The sequence below is a fragment of the Pedococcus sp. genome, from assembly GCF_036554925.1.
Lineage (GTDB): Bacteria > Actinomycetota > Actinomycetes > Actinomycetales > Dermatophilaceae > Pedococcus_A.
Genome location: NZ_DATBMI010000168.1, coordinates 12,209 through 30,216, shown reverse-complemented (window position 1 = coordinate 30,216; position 18,008 = coordinate 12,209). Strand labels below are relative to the sequence as shown.

The following is an 18,008-nucleotide window of genomic DNA, read 5'->3' as shown; positions in this document are numbered from 1 at the left end:
TCGGTGATCCCGGCCGGCGACAACAAGTTCGCCTCGCTGAACACCGCGGTCTGGTCGGGCGGCTCGTTCATCTACGTCCCGCCGGGCGTCCACGTCGACATCCCGCTGCAGGCCTACTTCCGGATCAACACCGAGAACATGGGCCAGTTCGAGCGGACCCTCATCATCGCCGACGAGGGGTCCTACGTGCACTACGTCGAGGGCTGCACCGCACCGATCTACAAGTCCGACTCGCTGCACTCCGCGGTCGTCGAGATCGTCGTGAAGAAGAACGCCCGCGTGCGGTACACCACCATCCAGAACTGGTCGAACAACGTCTACAACCTCGTCACCAAGCGGGCGACCGCCGCCGAGGGCGCGACGATGGAGTGGATCGACGGCAACATCGGCTCCAAGGTCACCATGAAGTACCCGGCCGTGTTCCTCCTCGGCGAGCACGCCAAGGGTGAGACGCTGTCGATCGCCTTCGCGGGCGAGGGCCAGCACCAGGACGCCGGCTCCAAGATGGTCCACGCCGCCCCGAACACCTCCTCGACCATCGTGTCGAAGTCGGTGGCCCGTGGTGGCGGCCGCACCTCCTACCGCGGCCTGGTGCAGATCCTCGAGGGCGCCCACGGCTCGAAGAGCTCGGTGGTCTGCGACGCGTTGCTGGTCGACACCATCAGCCGCTCCGACACCTATCCGTACGTCGACATCCGCGAGGACGACGTGAAGATGGGCCACGAGGCGACCGTGTCGAAGGTCTCCGAGGACCAGCTGTTCTACCTGATGTCCCGCGGCCTCACCGAGGAGGAGGCCATGGCGATGATCGTGCGCGGGTTCGTCGAGCCCATCGCGCGCGAGCTGCCCATGGAGTACGCCCTCGAGCTGAACCGCCTGATCGAGCTGCAGATGGAAGGAGCCGTCGGCTGATGAGCCTTCTGGCAGACAAGCCCCGTCCGACCGAGGGGGCGCACACCCACTCCGCCGACACGATGGTCCCGGACCAGTCGCGCGCGGAGCGCAGGACCTCGTACGCCGTGGCGGACTTCCCCGTCCCCGGTGGCCGCGAGGAGGAGTGGCGCTTCACCCCCGTCGACCGGCTCTCGGGCCTGTTCTCCGACGAGCGCAGCGCCGACGGTGCCGTCGTGGTCGAGACCGAGGCGCCCGAGGGCGTCGAGGGCCTCAGCCTGGCCATGGACGACGAACGCGTCGGCAGCGCCTTCCGCCCGGCGGACCGCGCCGCGGTGACCGCCTGGGCGGGGACCGAGCGGGCCCTCTACATCGGCATCCCCAAGGAGGCCGAGCTGGACCGCCCCGTCCTCGTGCGCCTCAAGGGCACCGGCGCCGGCCGAGGCAACGGCCACACCGTCATCGAGGCCGGTCGGCACAGCCGCGCGACCGTCGTCCTCCAGCACTCTGGCACGGCCCAGCACAACGCAGGCGTGGAGATCCGGGTGGGCGACGGCGCGGACCTGACCGTGGTCAGCGTCCAGGAGTGGGACGACGACGCGATCCACGTGGCCCAGCACGACGCGCTGGTCGGCCGCGACGCCCACCTCAAGCACATCGTCGTCACCCTCGGCGGCGAGATCGTGCGCGTCTCGACGAACGCGCGCTACGCCGGGCCGGGTGGGTCCTTCGAGGGCCTCGGCGTCTACTTCGCCGACGCCGGGCAGCACCAGGAGCACCGCCTGTTCGTCGACCACGAGGCGGCGCACTGCACCTCCAACGTCGAGTACAAGGGCGCCCTCCAGGGCGAGAGCGCGCACACCGTCTGGGTGGGCGACGTCCTGATCCGCGCCAGCGCGGAGGGCACCGACACCTACGAGCTCAACCGCAACCTCGTCCTCACCGACGGGGCGCGGGCCGACTCCGTGCCGAACCTCGAGATCGAGACCGGCGAGATCGTCGGCGCCGGCCACGCCTCGGCGACCGGCCGCTTCGACGACGAGCAGCTGTTCTACCTGCAGGCCCGGGGCATCCCGGAGGACGTCGCCCGCCGCCTGGTCGTGCGGGGCTTCTTCGCCAGCATCGTGCAGCGCATCGGCGTGCCCGAGGTGCAGGAGCACCTGATGGCCGCCCTCGACGCCGAGCTCGAGGGCATCGAGGCCGCCGAGGGTGCTGCATGACGGCCGAGAACACCGCCGTGCAGGAGCTGACCGACGAGGACTTCGTCCGCGTCTGCCGGCTCGACGAGCTGCCTGAGGTGGGCGTCGCCGCCGCCGACGTGAACGGCACCATCGTCGCGATCGCCCGCGACGAGGACGGCCACGTGCACGCGGTCAACGACACCTGCACCCACGCCAACGTGTCCCTCTCGGAGGGCGAGCTCGAGGGCTGCACCCTCGAGTGCTGGCTGCACGGGTCCCGGTTCGACCTCGCCACCGGCGAGCCGTCCGGGCCGCCGGCCACCGTCCCCGTCGCTGTCTACCCCGTCAAGATCGACGGTGACGACGTCTACGTCGCCGTTCCCGGCCAGAAGAACCTGGAGAGCTGAAACCTATGTCCACCCTGGAAATCCGCGGCCTGACCGTCACCGTCGACACCGAGAACGGCGTCAAGGAGATCCTGCGCGGCGTCGACCTCACCGTGAAGTCCGGCGAGACGCACGCCATCATGGGCCCGAACGGCTCCGGCAAGTCGACCCTGGCGTACTCCATCGCCGGCCACCCGAAGTACACGATCACCGGCGGGACCGTCACGCTCGACGGCGAGGACGTCCTCGCGATGAGCGTCGACGAGCGCGCCCGCGCCGGGCTCTTCCTCGCGATGCAGTACCCCGTCGAGGTCCCCGGCGTGACCGTCTCGAACTTCCTGCGCACCGCCAAGACCGCCATCGACGGCGAGGCCCCGAAGCTGCGCACCTGGGTCAAGGACGTCAAGGAGGCCATGGGCCACCTGCGCATGGACCCGGCGTTCGCCGAGCGCAACGTCAACGAGGGTTTCTCCGGCGGCGAGAAGAAGCGCCACGAGATCCTCCAGATGGAGCTGCTCAAGCCGAAGGTCGCCGTCCTCGACGAGACCGACTCCGGCCTCGACGTCGACGCCCTGCGCGTCGTCTCCGAGGGGGTCAACCGCGCCAAGGAGAGCACGGACGTCGGCGTCCTGCTGATCACGCACTACACGCGGATCCTGCGCTACATCACGCCGGACTTCGTGCACGTGTTCGTCGACGGCACGATCGTCGAGGAGGGCGGCCCGGAGCTCGCCGACCGCCTCGAGGCCGAGGGCTACGACCGCTACCTGGCCGCCAAGGCCTGACCGCGCCGAGCCCGGCGCGAGACCACCACACGAGCTGACGAGAGCGACCCCGATGACCGCAGCGCCGTTCAGCGCGGGGGAGTCGGCCCGGATCCGGGCCGACTTCCCGATCCTGTCGCGCACCGTGCGCGACGGGAAGCCGCTGGTCTACCTCGACTCCGGTGCCACCTCGCACCGGGTGTCGCGGGCACTCGACGCCGAGCGCGCCTTCGCCGAGGAGGCCAACGCCGCGGTGCACCGCGGGGCGCACCAGCTCTCCGAGGAGGCCACGGACCGCTTCGAGGGCGCCCGTGCCCGTGTGGCCTCGTTCGTGGGCGGGCGGGCCGACGAGGTGGTCTTCACCAAGAACGCCACCGAGTCGCTCAACCTCGCGGCCTACGCGTTCTCGAACTCCGTGGCAGGCCAGCCCAAGGACCCCCGCCTGGACCTCCGTGAGGGCGACGAGGTGCTCGTCACCGAGATGGAGCACCACGCCAACCTCGTGCCGTGGCAGGAGCTGGCACGGCGCACGGGCGCGACGCTGCGGTGGCTCGGCGTGACCGACGAGGGCCGCCTGGACCTCGGCGACCTCGGCGGCCTCCTCACCGAGCGGACCAAGGTCGTCGCGTTCACGCACGTCTCGAACGTCCTGGGCACCGTCAACCCGGTCCGCGAGCTGGCCGACGCCGCCCGCGCGGTGGGTGCGCTCACCGTGCTCGACGCCTGCCAGGCTGCGCCGCACCTGCCGCTCGACGTCGCCGAGCTCGGGATCGACCTCGCGGCGTTCTCCGGCCACAAGATGTTCGGCCCCACCGGGGTCGGTGTCCTCTGGGGCCGGCGCGAGCTGCTCGAGCAGATGCCGCCGTTCATCACCGGGGGCTCGATGATCGAGACCGTGCGGATGGAGGGCAGCACGTACGCCCCGCCGCCGCAGCGGTTCGAGGCAGGCTCGCCGAACGCCATGCAGGCGGTCGGCCTCGCCGCGGCGATCGACTACCTCGACGAGCTCGGCATGCACCGCATCGCCGCCCACGACCACGCCCTCACCGAAGCCCTGCTCGCGGGGCTGGCGGAGCGGTCGTGGGTGCGGGTCGTCGGGCCGACCGACACCGTCGACCGCGTCGGTGCGGTCTCCTTCGTGGCCGACGAGGTCCACGCCCACGACGTGGGCCAGGTCCTCGACGACGCGGGCATCGCGGTGCGGGTCGGGCACCACTGTGCCTGGCCGCTGCACCGCCGCTTCCGGGCGACGGCGACCGCGCGGGCCAGCTTCGCGGCCTACAACACGCTCGACGAGGTGGAGGCGCTGCTCGCTGCGCTCGACCGCGTCCCCGCGGTGTTCGGGGTGGCCAGCTGATGGACCTCTACCAGGAGCTCATCCTCGAGCACTCCAAGCGCCCCCGGCACGCCGGCCTGCGCGAGCCCTTCGAGGCCGAGGTGCACCATGTCAACCCGACGTGCGGCGACGAGGTCACGCTGCGCGTCCACCTCGAGGGCGCCGGCCCCGAGGCGGTGGTGCGCGACGTCTCGTACGACGCCCTCGGCTGCTCGATCTCGACCGCGTCGACCTCCGTCCTCGCCGAGGAGGTCATCGGCCACACCGTCGCGGAGGCGCTGGCGACCCACGCCGCCATGCGCGCGATGCTGACCTCCCGGGGCGAGGATCCCGGCGACGAGGAGGCCATCGGCGACGGTGTGGCCCTCGCCGGAGTCGCCAAGTACCCCGCGCGCGTGAAATGTGCCCTCCTGGGATGGATGGCCTTCACCGACGCGTTGAACCGCACAGGCATCGACCTGCCAGCAGAAGGAGAGACCCGATGAGCGAGTCCGCCCCGACCCAGCAGCTGCCCTCCAACGTCGCCGACGTGGAGGAGGCCATGCGGGACGTCGTCGACCCCGAGCTCGGCATCAACGTCGTCGACCTCGGCCTCGTCTACGGCATCACCGTCGACGCCCAGAACCACGCCGTCATCGACATGACCCTCACCAGCGCGGCCTGCCCGCTGACCGACGTCATCGAGGACCAGACCGCGCAGGCGCTCGAGGGCCTGGTGTCCTCCTACCGCGTGAACTGGGTCTGGATGCCGCCGTGGGGCCCGGACAAGATCACCGACGACGGCCGCGAGCAGCTGCGAGCCCTCGGCTTCAACCTCTGACCGGCCCAGCGCGGTGAGCCGGCGGATCGAGGTCGACCCCGAGCGGCTCGAGCGCTGGCTCGACGGCTTCGCCGCACGCCACGACGGCGCCCTCCGCACCCTGGAGGGCGCCGTCGTCCGCGCCGTCGGCGGTGACGGCGCGACGGCCGTGTGCACACCGTTCCCCGCCGACCCCATCGGCCTCGTGCTCGTCCGCCGGGGCGGGTATGCCGTGGGGCTGGCGTCCTCGGGGCGGCTCGCCGAGCACAAGTGCGGGACGCGGTACGTCCAGTCGCGCACCGCGGCGGGTGGGTGGTCGCAGCAGCGTTTCGCCCGGCGCCGGGGCAACCAGGCCGACGAGCTCGCGCGCTCCGTCGCCGAGCACGCGCTGCGGATCCTGCCGCGCGGCACACCGGCTGGTCTCGTCGTGGGGGGTGACCGGGCGCTGGTGCGGGACGTGCTCGCCGACCCCCGCCTGGCGCACCTCGGCGGTCTGCCCCGGCGCGAGCTCTACGACCTGCCCGACCCGCGGCTGCCGGTGCTCCGGGAGGCGCTGCGCCGCGGCCGGGCCGTCTGGATCGACCTGGACGAGCCCGCCGCCTGAGGCGCCGGCGTCCGGGTCAGCTGACCGAGTCGACGGCGAAGGTGTCGCAGGCGTTGAGGTCGCCCCGCTGGTAGCCCGTGAGGAACCACTGCTGCCGCGCCTCGGCCGAGCCGTGGGTCCACGACTCGGGGCTGACCCGCCCCTGGGTCTTCTCCTGGATCCGGTCGTCGCCCACGGCCGCGGCGGCCGAGAGCGCGGACTGGATGTCCGCCCGGGTCAGCGGCTTGAGAAAGGTCCTCCCGCTCTTGTCCTTGGTGGTGGCGGCATGGTGCGCCCAGACGCCCGCGAGGCAGTCGGCCATCAGCTCGACGCGGACCCCACCGCTCTCGGGCCCCTGCGGGTCCTGCTGGGCGCGGTCGAGGAGCCCGAGGACGTTCTGCAGGTGGTGGCCGTACTCGTGGGCCACGACGTACTCCTGCGCCAGCGCGCCGTCGTCGGCACCGAACTGCGACTCGAGGACCGAGAAGAAGTCCGCGTCGATGTAGATCTTCTGGTCCAGCGGGCAGTAGAAGGGCCCGACCTGGTTGGAGGCCGTGCCGCAGCCCGACTGCGTCGCGCCCTTGTAGAGCACGGTCGTGGCCGGCGGGTACTCCTTGCCGTAGCGGGGCAGCTCGGACGCCCAGTACGCCTGCACGGAGTTCACGGTGCCGATGACCCGGCACTCGACGTTGCGGTTGGCGTCGGCGCCCGTCTTGCACTCGGGGAAGGCGTCGCCGCTCTGCTCGCCGCCGGCCTCGACCTGACCGCTGCCACCCGGGTCGGTGCCCGTGCCGGGCAGGTCGCCGGGGTTGATGCCGAAGATGAGGGCGATGACCAGCAGGATGATGCCGCCGAGGCCGCCGCCGACCACCATGCCGCCGGGGCCGCCGCCCCGGCCGCCCGACTCGACCTGTGAGGTGTCGAGCTGGACATCCTCGTTGAAGCTCATCGGACCTCCGGCAGGCACGGGTGTGGCCAGCCGGTCGGGCTGGCTCTCGTAGACTACTGACCCAGCCCGTGAGCGGCGCGCCCGCAAGCCCCACCGGGCGGCCCGGAGCCGAAGAGCCCGCGTCCCAGCGGGGCACCCCCGAAACACGTCTGGAGTCCAACAGTGATCGCCGCCAGCGGGATCGAGCTGCGCGCGGGTTCGCGCCTGCTGCTCGACAACGCGACCTTCCGCATCGCCGCCGGGGACCGTGTCGGTCTCGTCGGCCGCAACGGTGCCGGGAAGACCACGCTCACCAAGGTCATCGCCGGCCAGGGCCAGCCGGCGGCGGGGAGTGTGACCAGCTCCGGCGAGGTCGGCTACCTGCCGCAGGACCCACGCACCGGGGACCTGCAGGTCCTGGCGCGCGACCGCATCCTCTCGGCGCGTGGTCTCGACCGGATCATCACCGGCATGCGCGCCGCCGAGGCGGAGATGGCCGACGGCGACGACGACACCCGCGAGCGGGCCATGCGCCGCTACGCGCGGCTCGAGGGGGAGTTCACGACTCGCGGTGGGTATGCCGCGGAGTCCGAGGCGGCGTCCATCGCCTCAGCGCTGGCGCTGGACGAGCGGGTGCTCGGCCAGCCACTGTCGACCCTCTCGGGTGGGCAGCGGCGGAGGGTCGAGCTGTCGCGAATCCTGTTCTCCGGCGCGGAGACCCTGCTCCTCGACGAGCCGACCAACCACCTCGACGCCGACTCGATCACCTGGCTGCGCGACTACCTCAAGGGCTACAAGGGTGGGCTCGTGGTCATCAGCCACGACGTCGAGCTGCTCGACGCCGTGGTGAACAGGGTGTTCCACCTCGACGCGAACCGCTCCGAGCTCGACCTCTACAACGTCGGCTGGAAGGCCTACCTCCAGCAGCGCGAGACCGACGAGCGGCGGCGCAAGCGGGAGCTGGCCAACGCCCAGAAGAAGGCGGCGGCACTGATGGAGCAGGCCGAGAAGATGCGGGCCAAGGCCACCAAGGCCGTCGCCGCCCAGAACATGATGCGCCGGGCGGAGCGCATGCTCGCCGGTGTCGAGGGGGAGCGGGTCACCGACAAGGTGGCCAAGCTCCGCTTCCCGGACCCTGCGCCCTGCGGGAGGACGCCGCTGCGTGCGACGGGGCTCTCCCGGTCGTACGGCTCGCAGGAGGTCTTCACCGACGTGGACCTGGCCATCGACCGCGGCTCGCGCGTCGTCGTCCTCGGTCTCAACGGCGCCGGCAAGACGACCCTGCTGCGGATGCTGGCCGGCGTCGACGCCCCCGACACGGGTCAGGTCGAGCCGGGCCACGGCCTGCGGATGGGGTACTACGCCCAGGAGCACGAGAACCTCGACGTCTCGCGCACGGTGCTGGAGAACATGAAGTCGGCCGCGCCGGACAGCTTCGGTGAGACCGAGGTGCGCAAGGTGCTCGGCTCGTTCCTCTTCAGCGGCGACGACGTCGACAAGCCCGCGGGCGTGCTGTCCGGTGGGGAGAAGACCCGGCTGTCCCTCGCGATGCTCGTGGTCTCCTCGGCCAACGTCCTCCTGCTCGACGAGCCCACCAACAACCTCGACCCCGCCTCGCGCGAGGAGATCCTCGGCGCCCTGCGGACCTACAAGGGTGCCGTCGTCCTCGTCACGCACGACGAGGGGGCGGTCGACGCGCTCGAGCCGGAGCGCATCCTCCTGCTCCCCGACGGCGTCGAGGACCTCTGGGGCCCGGACTACCGCGACCTCATCGCGCTGGCCTGACGGTCGCCGTCGTCGCGCTCCGCGCGGCGTGGCCCGGTCTAGGGTTCCTCGTATGGAGCTCATCCGCGCGCTCACGGCCGAGCAGTACGCCCAAGCGCTCGAGGCCTGGCAGTGGATGGACCTCGAGGGCAAGGAGCCGGTCTTCGCCTCGCTGTTCGGCGACCTGTTCTTCGTCGCCGTGGACGGCATCTGGTGGCTGGACGTCCTCGAGGGCACCCTGACCCGGCCATGGGGGAGCATCGACGAGTTCCGGGCCGCCACCTCGACTCCCGAGGGTCGCGACACGTACCTGCTCGCAGGCCTGGCGTTCGCCGCGGCCGAGCGCGATGTGGTGCCGGGGCCGGACCAGATGTACGACTTCCCGGTGCCGCCAGTGCTGGGTGGCCCCATGGACGCCGCGAGCCTGCAGGTGGTCGACGTCGTCGTGGGGCTGAACGTCGCCGGTCAGGTCCACCGCCAGATCAGGCACCTCCCGCCGGGCACCCCGGTCGACGGCATCGCCGTCGACGACGGCCGGACCTGAGCCCCCGGCACGGATGCCCGGCCACGCGCGCGCGCTCGCGGATACCTTGACTCCCTGAATTTGAGAGTTACTATCAAGTGGTACTCACTCTTACCCAGGCGGCGCGATGACCCAGCTGAGGGAGCGCAAGAAGCAGCGGACCCGCGAGGCGATCCAGCGCGAGGCCCTGCGCCTGGTCGCGGAGCAGGGCTACTCCGCGACGACCTGCGAGCAGATCGCGGCCGCGGCCGACGTCTCCACCGCGACGCTGTTCCGCTACTTCCCGACCAAGGAGGACATCGTCCTCCAGGACGTCTACGACCCCCTGGTCGCGGAGGCAGTTCGAAGCCGTCCCGCCCGTGAGAGCGCCCTCACGGCCGTGCGCCGCGGGGTGTCCGAGGCCATGGCTGCGGTGTACGACGCCGACCTCGAGCAGATCCGCCTCCGTACCCGGCTGATCCTCTCGGTGCCGGCGCTCAGAGCCCGCTCCCGTGAGCAGGGCGCCAGCCTCGTCGCGCACCTCGCCGAGGCGCTGGCCGAGCGTGCGGGTACCCGCCCGGACGACGTGTCGGTGGAGGTTGCCGCCGCGGCGTGCGCCGCCGCGCTCGAGGTGGCGGTCGAGCGGTGGGTGCGCCTCGGCGGTGACCTGCCGCAGCATGTCGATGAGGCGCTGGCCGCACTCGGCGGTGTGGCGCGCACACCACGGCGATGACTCCGTCGGCAGCCTCGAGGTCCAGCGCCGTCGTCAGGCTGGGGGGTGCCTCGAAGGACTACGGGGCCGTGCGGGCGCTGGACCGCGTCTCGCTCGCGGTCGGGGCGGGTGACATCTACGCACTGCTCGGCCTCAACGGTGCGGGGAAGACGACGCTGATCCGGCTCGTGCTGGGCATGGTGCGGCCGACAGCAGGCTCGGTGGAGGTGCTGGGGCGGTCCACGCGGGACCGCACCGTGTGGGCGAGTGTGGGGTACCTGGTGGAGACGGCCTCGGCCTACCCCGACCTGACCGTGCGCGAGAACCTGGAGGTGGTCCGGGCGCTGCGCCGGCTGCCCCGGCGTGCCGTGGTCGACGAGGCCATCGAGCTCTTCGGCCTCGCGGCCTACGCCGGCAGGCGGGCCAGGACTCTCTCGCTGGGCAACCTGCAACGCCTGGGCCTGGCCAAGGCCATGCTGCACAGGCCGTCGCTCCTCGTGCTCGACGAGCCGGTCAACGGCCTCGACCCCGCAGGCGTGGTCGAGGTGAGGGGCCTCCTGTCGGGCCTGGCGCGCGACCACGGCGCGACCGTCCTGCTCTCCAGCCACGTGCTCGGCGAGGTCGCCCGGTTGGCCACCCGGATCGGCGTGCTGCACGAGGGGCGCCTCGTCGACGAGTTCGACGCCTCGGAGCTGTCCCGCCGCGTCCACCGCGACCTGGAGGTCAGCACGTGCGACGACGGCCGTGCGGAGGCCGTTCTGTCGAGCGCGGGGATGACCGCCCGCCGTGATGGCGGCGCCCTTCGGCTCGACGACGACTGGGCCGTGGCGCATCCGGATGCCGTGGCGACGGCGTTGGTGCACGGCGGCACCCCGCCCACCCGGCTCACCGTCGTCGAGGAGGGCCTCGAGGACTACTTCCTGCGGTTGGTCGGGTCACCCGCCCCCGTCGGCGAGGCGCCGCGCGATGTGGGATGAGCTGCGGGCGGCCCTGCGGGCGGAGTCCCTCAAGGCACTCCGCTCGAGGTTGCCGTGGGTCACGGTGGGGGCGATCACGCTCGCCGCCCTGGTCTCGGCCTTCTTCATGTTCGTGCTCCAGAACCCCGAGCGAGCCCGCTCGATGGGCCTGCTGGGGGACAAGGCCCAGCTCGGCTCCGCCACCGCCGACTGGGCCGGCTACCTCTCGCTGGCTGCGCAGGTCGTCGCGGTCGGTGGGCTCATCGTCTTCGGGATCATCGACATCTGGCTGTTCGGGCGGGAGTTCGCGGAGCACACGGCCAAGGACCTTCTCGCGCTGCCGACCTCGCGCACGGCCATCGTCGTCGCCAAGCACGTGGTCGGGCTGGTGTGGTGCCTCGCGCTCACCGTGCTGCTGCTCGGCCTCGTCCTTGCCCTCGGTGCAGCGCTGGGGCTGCCGGGCTGGTCGGGGCGCACGGCCCTCACGGGTGCGGGTGTGCTGCTGCTCGCCGGAGCGCTGACGTCCGCGCTGGTGTCGGTGTACGGGCTGGCGGCCAGTGCGGGACGGGGATACCTGCCCGCTGTCGGGGTCCTGTTCCTCACCGTCCTCGTCGCCCAGGTCGTGGCCGTCATCGGGTACGGAGCCTGGTTCCCGTGGTCGGTGCCGTCCTTGATCGCCGGAGCCGGGGGTCCGGAGCAGCCGCAGCCGGGGGCAGTCGGGGTGCTGATGGTCGTGGTCGTGGCGGTGGGGGCCGGGGGAGCGACGGCAGTCTGGTGGGAGCGCGCCGACCAGGGCGCCCAGGCGTGACCCATCCGCCGCGGCTGCCCCTGCGGGCGGGGCCCGCGCGGGTGGGGACAGGCGGCTCCAGTCCTACCAAGTCAGTGTGCTTTGCGGTCGAATAATGGACAGTTATGGATCGCATAACATGATGCCTGCACACTGGAGACCATTCGGACCCAAACGGACAGGACCCGCCCCGTGTCAGTCGAGACGACGCCCCGCAGCGCCCCGGCCGCCCGGCCCCACCGGCAGGCCGGCAAGGCCACCGGGGCGTGGGCCGACGGCGACCGCACGCCGCTCAACCCGAACGAGGAGTTCAAGCAGGCCGACGACGGCCTCAACGTCCGCGCCCGCATCGAGCAGGTCTACGCCAAGCAGGGCTTCGACTCGATCCCCGGCGACGACCTGCGCGGCCGCATGCGCTGGTGGGGCCTCTACACCCAGCGCAAGCCCGGCATCGACGGCGGCCAGACCGCCACCCTCGACCCCGCCGACCTCGACGACCAGTACTTCATGCTCCGGGTCCGCAGCGACGGGGGCGCCCTCAGCACCGAGCAGCTGCGCGCCGTCGCCGGCATCAGCACCGAGTTCGCGCGCGACACGGCGGACATCAGCGACCGGCAGAACATCCAGCTGCACTGGATCCGCATCGAGGACGTCCCGGAGATCTGGGACCGCCTGGAGGCCGTGGGCCTGACCACCGCCGAGGCCTGCGGGGACACCCCGCGCGTCATCCTGGGCTCGCCGGTGGCCGGCATCGCCGCCGACGAGGTCGTCGACGGCACCCCGGCGGTGCGCGAGATCCTCGAGCGCCACATCGGCAGCCCCGAGTTCTCGAACCTGCCGCGCAAGTTCAAGACCGCGATCTCCGGCTCGCCCAGCCTCGACGTCGCCCACGAGGTCAACGACATCTCGTTCGTCGGCGTGCGCCACCCAGACTTCGGCCCCGGATTCGACGTGTGGGTGGGCGGCGGCCTGTCGACGAACCCGATGTTCGCCCAGCGCCTCGGAGCGTGGGTCAGCCTCGAGGAGGTGCCCGAGGTGTGGAAGGGCGTCGTCTCGATCTTCCGCGACCACGGCTACCGCCGGCTGCGCAACCGCGCCCGGTTGAAGTTCCTCATGGCGGACTGGGGCCCCGAGCGGTTCCGCGACGTGCTCGAGAAGGAGTACCTCGGCCGCGCCCTCGTCGACGGACCCGCCCCGCAGGCCCCGCCGGAGCACCGCCGCGACCACGTCGGCGTCCATCCCCAGCAGGACGGGCGGTTCTGGGTCGGCGTCGCCCCGGTCGCGGGCCGGGTGAGCGGCACCACGCTGGATGCCGTGGCGGAGCTGGCGCGGCGCCACGGCTCCGGTCGCGTACGCCTGACGGCGCAGCAGAAGCTGCTCGTCCTCGACGTTCCCCGTTCGGAGGTGGCGGACCTCACCGACGGGCTGGAGGCCCTGGGCCTGCCGAGCGCGCCCAGCGAGTGGCGCCGAGGGGTCATGGCCTGCACCGGGATCGAGTTCTGCAAGCTCGCCCTCGTCGAGACCAAGGCCCGTGCGCGGACCGTCGTCGCGGAGCTCGAGCGCCGCCTGCCCGACTTCGACGCCCCGTTCTCCATCCACGTCAACGGCTGCCCCAACTCGTGCGCCCGCACCCAGGTCGCCGACGTCGGCCTGAAGGGCATGGTGCAGAAGGGCGACGACGGCGAGCTCGTCGAGGTCTTCCAGGTGCACCTCGGGGGGAGCCTCGGCAGTGACCCCGCCCTGGCCCGCAAGACCCGGGCCCTGAAGGTCCGTGCCGAGGACCTGCCCGACTACGTCGAGCGCCTGGCCGGCCGGTACCTCGACCAGCGCGAGCCCGGCGAGGCGTTCGCCTCCTGGGCCCGCCGCGCCGACGAGGAGGACCTCCGGTGAGCCGCGCGAGCACCGCCATCTTCCACTGCCCGTTCTGCGCCGAGGAGGACCTGCGTCCTGTGGCCGAGCCGGCCGGCGCCTGGGCCTGCCAGGCCTGCGCCCGCGTCTTCACCGTCGACCTGGTGACGGTCGACACGGCCCAGATCCCCGGCCGCCTCGCCGAGGAGGCCGCGCTCGAGAGGAGGACTCCATGAGCACGACCCTCACCGGCACCCGCACCGGCCTGGAGCTCCGGACCATCGCCGAGGAGGCGGCCGCCCACTTCGCGGCCCTCGAGGCGGACCCCGCACACGCGGCATACGAGGGCAGGGTGGAGCTCGCGCGCGCGGCCCTGCGCTGGGCCGCGGAGACGTTCGGCGAGCACCTCACGGTCGCGTCGTCCATGGGCGACGAGGTGCTCGTCCACCTCGTCGGCACGACCCTCACGGGGGCCGACGTGTTCTTCCTCGACACGGGGTACCACTTCGCGGAGACCCTCGGCACCCGTGACGCCTACCAGGCGATGCTGCCGCTCCGGATCCGGACCGTCCTGCCGCTGCTGACGGTGCCCGAGCAGGACGCCGAGCACGGCGCCCGGCTCCACGACAGCGACCCCGACCGCTGCTGTGCCCTGCGCAAGGTGGAGCCCCTCAACCGGGCGCTGGAGGGGCGCGAGGCGTGGGTGACCGGCATGCGCCGGGAGGACGCCCCCACCCGCACCGACATCGGTGTCGTGGGGTGGGACGACACCCGCCGGATGGCGAAAGTTAACCCGCTGGCCGGGTGGGCACAGGACGATGTCGACCGCTACGTCAAGGAGCACGACGTGTTCCTCAACCCCCTGCGGGCGGAGGGCTACGCCTCCATCGGGTGCGCGCCGTGCACGCGCCCGGTCGCCGAGGGTGAGGACGCCAGGGCCGGCCGATGGACCGGGAAGAACAAGACAGAATGCGGGCTGCACACATGAGCACGACGACGCTGACCGATGGCCGCGCCGCCGAGCAGGCGCTGCCGGGGCAGTACACCCTCGACCACCTCGACCACCTCGAGTCGGAGGCCATCCACATCTTCCGCGAGGTGGCCGGCGAGTTCGAGCGGCCGGTGATCCTGTTCTCCGGCGGCAAGGACTCCGTGGTCATGCTGCACCTGGCGCTCAAGGCGTTCGCCCCGGCGCCGCTGCCGTTCTCGCTGCTGCACGTGGACACCGGCCACAACTTCCCGGAGGTGCTCGAGTACCGCGACGCCACCGTGGAGCGGCTGGGGGTGCGGCTCGTGGTCGCGAGCGTGCAGGACTACATCGACGACGGGCGGCTCCGCGAGCGTCCCGACGGCACCCGCAACCCGCTGCAGACCGTTCCGCTGCTCGACGCCATCGAGGCCAACCGCTTCGACGCGGTCTTCGGTGGCGGTCGCCGCGACGAGGAGAAGGCCCGCGCCAAGGAGCGGGTCTTCAGCCTCCGCGACGCCTTCGGCGCGTGGGACCCGCGGCGCCAGCGCCCCGAGCTCTGGGACCTCTACAACGGCAAGCACGCCCCGGGCGAGCACGTCCGCGTCTTCCCGCTGTCGAACTGGACCGAGCTCGACGTCTGGCGCTACATCGAGCGCGAGGGCATCGCGCTGCCGGAGATCTACTACGCCCACGACCGTGAGGTGTTCGCGCGCGACGGGATGTGGCTCACCGCGGGGGAGTGGGGCGGCCCCGGGCCGAACGAGACCGTGGAGACGCGGCTGGTGCGCTACCGGACCGTCGGTGACATGAGCTGCACCGGTGCCGTCGACTCCGACGCCACGGACGTCGCCGCCGTGATCCGCGAGGTCGGCGCCAGCCGGCTCACCGAGCGCGGGGCCACCCGCGCGGACGACCGCCTCTCCGAGGCAGCGATGGAAGACCGCAAGCGACAGGGCTACTTCTGATGACGATCACCGACCACGCGCCTGCGGCCACCGTCCTCGACGACGTGCCCTCGCCCCGCCACGACCTGCTGCGCCTGGCCACGGCGGGCAGCGTCGACGACGGCAAGTCGACCCTCGTCGGCCGGTTGCTCTACGACACGAAGTCGGTGCTCGCCGACCAGCTCGACGCGGTCGAGCGGGTCAGCCGCGACCGCGGTCTCGAGGCCGCCGACCTCGCGCTGCTCACCGACGGCCTGCGCGCCGAGCGCGAGCAGGGCATCACGATCGACGTGGCCTACCGCTACTTCTCCACGGCCACCCGCTCCTACGTCCTGGCCGACACCCCGGGCCACGTGCAGTACACCCGCAACATGGTCACCGGGGCCTCGACCGCCGAGCTGGCACTGATCCTGGTCGACGCGCGGCACGGTGTGGTGGAGCAGACGCGCCGCCACCTCGCGGTCACCGGGCTGCTCGGCGTCCGCCACGTGGCCCTGGCGGTCAACAAGATGGACCTCGTCGACTGGGACGAGACGGCGTTCAAGGCCATCGTCGTCGAGTTCGAGGAGCTCGCCGCGCGCTTCGGGATCGACGACGTCGTCGCCGTGCCGGTGTCGGCGCTCCTCGGCGACAACATCGTCGACCGCTCCGAGCGCGCCGCGTGGTACTCCGGCCCGACCCTGCTCGAACACCTCGAGGCCGTGCCCGTGGGCACCAGCCCGGACACCCAGGCGCTGCGCCTGCCGGTCCAGTACGTCGTGCGGCCCCGCACACCGGAGCACCCCGACTACCGCGGGTACGCCGGCCGGCTGGCCTCCGGCGTGGTCCGGCCGGGCGACGAGGTGCTCGTCCTCCCGTCGGGGCGGCGCACCACCGTCGAGGGCATCGACCGCGCCGGGGCCGACGGTGGGGTGCAGGAGCTGGACGTGGCCTTCGCCCCGCAGTCGGTCGTCCTGCGCCTCGCCGACGACCTCGACATCTCACGCGGGGACCTCATCGCCGCCGCGGACGCCTCCGGCCTGCTGACGCGCTCGCTCACCGGCACGGTGGCGGTGCTGTCGGACAGCCCGCTGCGCCAGCGAGACCGCGTGCTCCTGCGGGTCGGCACGCGCACCGTGCGGGCCATCGTGGACGACGTCGTCGACCAGCTCGACATCACCACGATGGAGCAGCAGGCCGCGCCAGATGGGCTCTCGCTCAACGCGATCGGCCGCGTTCGCCTGCGCCTGGCCGAGGACGTCGCCGTCGACGACTACCGCGAGCTGCGCCGCACCGGCTCCTTCCTCCTCATCGACGAGTCCGATGGCTCCACCCTCGCCGCCGGAATGGCCGAGGCGCCGGACCGCAGCGCAGGCGAGGGCATCTGATGACTGCCGCAGCCGCCTACCCGCTGAGCCTCGACCTGCGCGGGAAGCGCGCCGTCGTCGTCGGCGGTGGTCCGGTGGCGGCCCGGCGCGCGGCCGGTCTCGTCGCTGCCGGTGCGGCCGTCGAGGTGATCTCCCCGTGGGTGGCCGAGGACCTGCAGGACCTGCTTGCCGACGGCCGGGTCGCCTGGCACCAGCGCGAGTACCTCGTCGGCGACCTCGTCGACCCGGATCCGGCGTGGCTCGTGCACACCGCGACCGGCGACCGCGACGTCGACGCCGCTGTGGCGGCGCACGCCGACGCCGCCCGCGTCTGGTGCGTGCGGGCCGACGACGCCTCCGCCTCCAGCGCCTGGACGCCCGCGGTGGCGCGCGGTCCGGAGTCCGGGCCGGCAGCCGGTGTCACCGTGGCCGTGACGGCCGGGGGCGACCCCCGCCGGGCGGTGGCGGTGCGCGACGCCGTGGCCGCTGCCCTCGACAGCGGCACGCTGCCGGTGCGCCGCGTCCGCCACACCTCGAGCGGGACGTCGACGCGCGAGGGCGGGTCTACTCCAGCGGTGGGTCGCGTAGCCCTCGTCGGTGGCGGCCCCGGCGCCGACGACCTCATCACGGTCCGCGGCCGGTCGCTGCTCGCGGCCGCCGACGTCGTCGTCGCCGACCGGCTGGGGCCGCGCGGCCTGCTGGCCACCCTGGCCGCCGACGTCGAGGTCGTCGACGTCGGCAAGACGGCCGGCAACCACCCCGTCGGCCAGGACCGCATCAACGAGCTCCTCGTGGAGCACGCCCTCGCGGGCCGGAACGTGGTGCGGCTCAAGGGCGGCGACCCCTTCGTCCTCGGCCGTGGGGGAGAGGAGGCGCTGCACTGTGCCGCCCACGGCGTGCCCGTCGAGGTGGTGCCGGGTGTCACGTCCGCAGTGTCCGTCCCCGCCGCCGCGGGGATCCCGGTCACCCACCGCGGCATCACGGCCTCCTTCGTCGTCGCGTCCGCCCACGAGGGCTCCGAGGTCATGACGGCCGCCCTGAAGGACGCCCCTGCCGACGCCACCCTCGTCCTGCTCATGGGCGTCTCGCGCCTCGCCGACACCGCTGCAGGGCTGGTCCGCGCCGGCCGCCCCGCCGACACCCCGGTGGCGCTGGTCGAGTCCGGGTGGACCGCTGCCCAGCGCACGACGGTGACCACACTGGCCCGCGCGGCGCAGGACGCCGAGGCCGCCGGGGTCCGACCACCCGCGATCGTCGTGGTGGGTGACGTGGTCCGGGTGCGCGAGCAGCTCGGCGACCTGCACGGCTAGC

General features: G+C 72.5%; 20 protein-coding genes. 19 read left to right on the top strand and 1 reads right to left on the bottom strand.

Going from position 1 to position 18,008, the window contains the following annotated elements:
* The 8 genes from sufB to VIB11_RS13350 all read left to right on the top strand — a co-directional run.
* Positions 1-912 (top strand): Fe-S cluster assembly protein SufB (gene sufB, locus VIB11_RS13385; protein ID WP_332031731.1); only part of this gene is annotated, 912 nt, incomplete at its 5' end.
* Complete coding sequence (gene sufD, locus VIB11_RS13380; RefSeq protein WP_332031730.1) at positions 912-2,111, top strand: Fe-S cluster assembly protein SufD; 1,200 nt, start codon at positions 912-914, stop codon at positions 2,109-2,111. The genes sufB and sufD, both read left to right, overlap by 1 nt.
* Positions 2,108-2,479 (top strand): non-heme iron oxygenase ferredoxin subunit, encoded by a 372-nt coding sequence (locus VIB11_RS13375; protein ID WP_332031729.1) that lies wholly within the window; start codon positions 2,108-2,110, stop codon positions 2,477-2,479. The genes sufD and VIB11_RS13375 overlap by 4 nt, the downstream gene beginning before the upstream one ends.
* 5 nt (positions 2,480-2,484) lie before the next feature.
* Positions 2,485-3,243 (top strand): Fe-S cluster assembly ATPase SufC, encoded by a 759-nt coding sequence (gene sufC, locus VIB11_RS13370; protein ID WP_332031728.1) that lies wholly within the window; start codon positions 2,485-2,487, stop codon positions 3,241-3,243.
* 52 nt (positions 3,244-3,295) lie between these two features.
* The gene (locus tag VIB11_RS13365) at positions 3,296-4,579 is read left to right on the top strand and encodes a SufS family cysteine desulfurase (RefSeq protein ID WP_332031727.1); all 1,284 of its coding nucleotides are present in this window, start codon (positions 3,296-3,298) and stop codon (positions 4,577-4,579) included.
* Positions 4,579-5,043, top strand: coding sequence for a Fe-S cluster assembly sulfur transfer protein SufU (gene sufU / locus VIB11_RS13360; protein WP_332031726.1), 465 nt, complete (start codon positions 4,579-4,581; stop codon positions 5,041-5,043). The genes VIB11_RS13365 and sufU overlap by 1 nt, the downstream gene beginning before the upstream one ends.
* Positions 5,040-5,378 (top strand): metal-sulfur cluster assembly factor, encoded by a 339-nt coding sequence (locus tag VIB11_RS13355; RefSeq protein WP_332031725.1) that lies wholly within the window; start codon positions 5,040-5,042, stop codon positions 5,376-5,378. Before sufU ends, VIB11_RS13355 begins: the two co-directional genes overlap by 4 nt.
* Positions 5,379-5,391: 13 nt before the next feature.
* Positions 5,392-5,961 (top strand): acVLRF1 family peptidyl-tRNA hydrolase, encoded by a 570-nt coding sequence (locus VIB11_RS13350; RefSeq protein ID WP_332031724.1) that lies wholly within the window; start codon positions 5,392-5,394, stop codon positions 5,959-5,961.
* A gap of 16 nt (positions 5,962-5,977) precedes the next feature.
* Here the strand turns inward: VIB11_RS13350 and ypfJ are convergent, their stop codons facing one another.
* Entirely contained in the window at positions 5,978-6,889 is a 912-nt protein-coding gene (gene ypfJ / locus VIB11_RS13345) for a KPN_02809 family neutral zinc metallopeptidase (protein ID WP_332031723.1), read from the bottom strand.
* Positions 6,890-7,051: 162 nt separating this feature from the next.
* Between ypfJ and VIB11_RS13340 the strand changes: the two genes are divergently transcribed.
* From VIB11_RS13340 to cobA, 11 genes are all read left to right on the top strand, one after another.
* The gene (locus tag VIB11_RS13340; RefSeq protein ID WP_332031722.1) at positions 7,052-8,653 is read left to right on the top strand and encodes an ABC-F family ATP-binding cassette domain-containing protein; all 1,602 of its coding nucleotides are present in this window, start codon (positions 7,052-7,054) and stop codon (positions 8,651-8,653) included.
* 52 nt (positions 8,654-8,705) lie between these two features.
* Positions 8,706-9,176 (top strand): hypothetical protein, encoded by a 471-nt coding sequence (locus VIB11_RS13335; protein WP_332031721.1) that lies wholly within the window; start codon positions 8,706-8,708, stop codon positions 9,174-9,176.
* A 106-nt stretch (positions 9,177-9,282) separates the two neighbouring features.
* On the top strand, positions 9,283-9,867 hold the full coding sequence (locus VIB11_RS13330) for a TetR/AcrR family transcriptional regulator (protein WP_332031720.1): 585 nt from the start codon (positions 9,283-9,285) through the stop codon (positions 9,865-9,867).
* Positions 9,864-10,823 (top strand): ABC transporter ATP-binding protein, encoded by a 960-nt coding sequence (locus tag VIB11_RS13325; protein WP_332031719.1) that lies wholly within the window; start codon positions 9,864-9,866, stop codon positions 10,821-10,823. Before VIB11_RS13330 ends, VIB11_RS13325 begins: the two co-directional genes overlap by 4 nt.
* Complete coding sequence (locus VIB11_RS13320; protein ID WP_332031718.1) at positions 10,813-11,610, top strand: ABC transporter permease; 798 nt, start codon at positions 10,813-10,815, stop codon at positions 11,608-11,610. The genes VIB11_RS13325 and VIB11_RS13320 overlap by 11 nt, the downstream gene beginning before the upstream one ends.
* Before the next feature lie 171 nt (positions 11,611-11,781).
* On the top strand, positions 11,782-13,479 hold the full coding sequence (locus VIB11_RS13315) for a nitrite/sulfite reductase (protein WP_332031717.1): 1,698 nt from the start codon (positions 11,782-11,784) through the stop codon (positions 13,477-13,479).
* On the top strand, positions 13,476-13,673 hold the full coding sequence (locus tag VIB11_RS13310; protein WP_332031716.1) for a hypothetical protein: 198 nt from the start codon (positions 13,476-13,478) through the stop codon (positions 13,671-13,673). Before VIB11_RS13315 ends, VIB11_RS13310 begins: the two co-directional genes overlap by 4 nt.
* Positions 13,670-14,425 (top strand): phosphoadenylyl-sulfate reductase, encoded by a 756-nt coding sequence (locus VIB11_RS13305; RefSeq protein WP_332031715.1) that lies wholly within the window; start codon positions 13,670-13,672, stop codon positions 14,423-14,425. The genes VIB11_RS13310 and VIB11_RS13305 overlap by 4 nt, the downstream gene beginning before the upstream one ends.
* Complete coding sequence (gene cysD, locus VIB11_RS13300; RefSeq protein ID WP_332031714.1) at positions 14,422-15,372, top strand: sulfate adenylyltransferase subunit CysD; 951 nt, start codon at positions 14,422-14,424, stop codon at positions 15,370-15,372. Before VIB11_RS13305 ends, cysD begins: the two co-directional genes overlap by 4 nt.
* Entirely contained in the window at positions 15,372-16,718 is a 1,347-nt protein-coding gene (locus tag VIB11_RS13295; RefSeq protein ID WP_332031713.1) for a sulfate adenylyltransferase subunit 1, read from the top strand. Before cysD ends, VIB11_RS13295 begins: the two co-directional genes overlap by 1 nt.
* A complete protein-coding gene (gene cobA / locus VIB11_RS13290) occupies positions 16,718-18,007 on the top strand; it encodes a uroporphyrinogen-III C-methyltransferase (RefSeq protein ID WP_332031712.1) in 1,290 nt (429 codons plus the stop codon). The genes VIB11_RS13295 and cobA overlap by 1 nt, the downstream gene beginning before the upstream one ends.
* The last annotated feature ends 1 nt before the right edge of the window (position 18,008 follow it).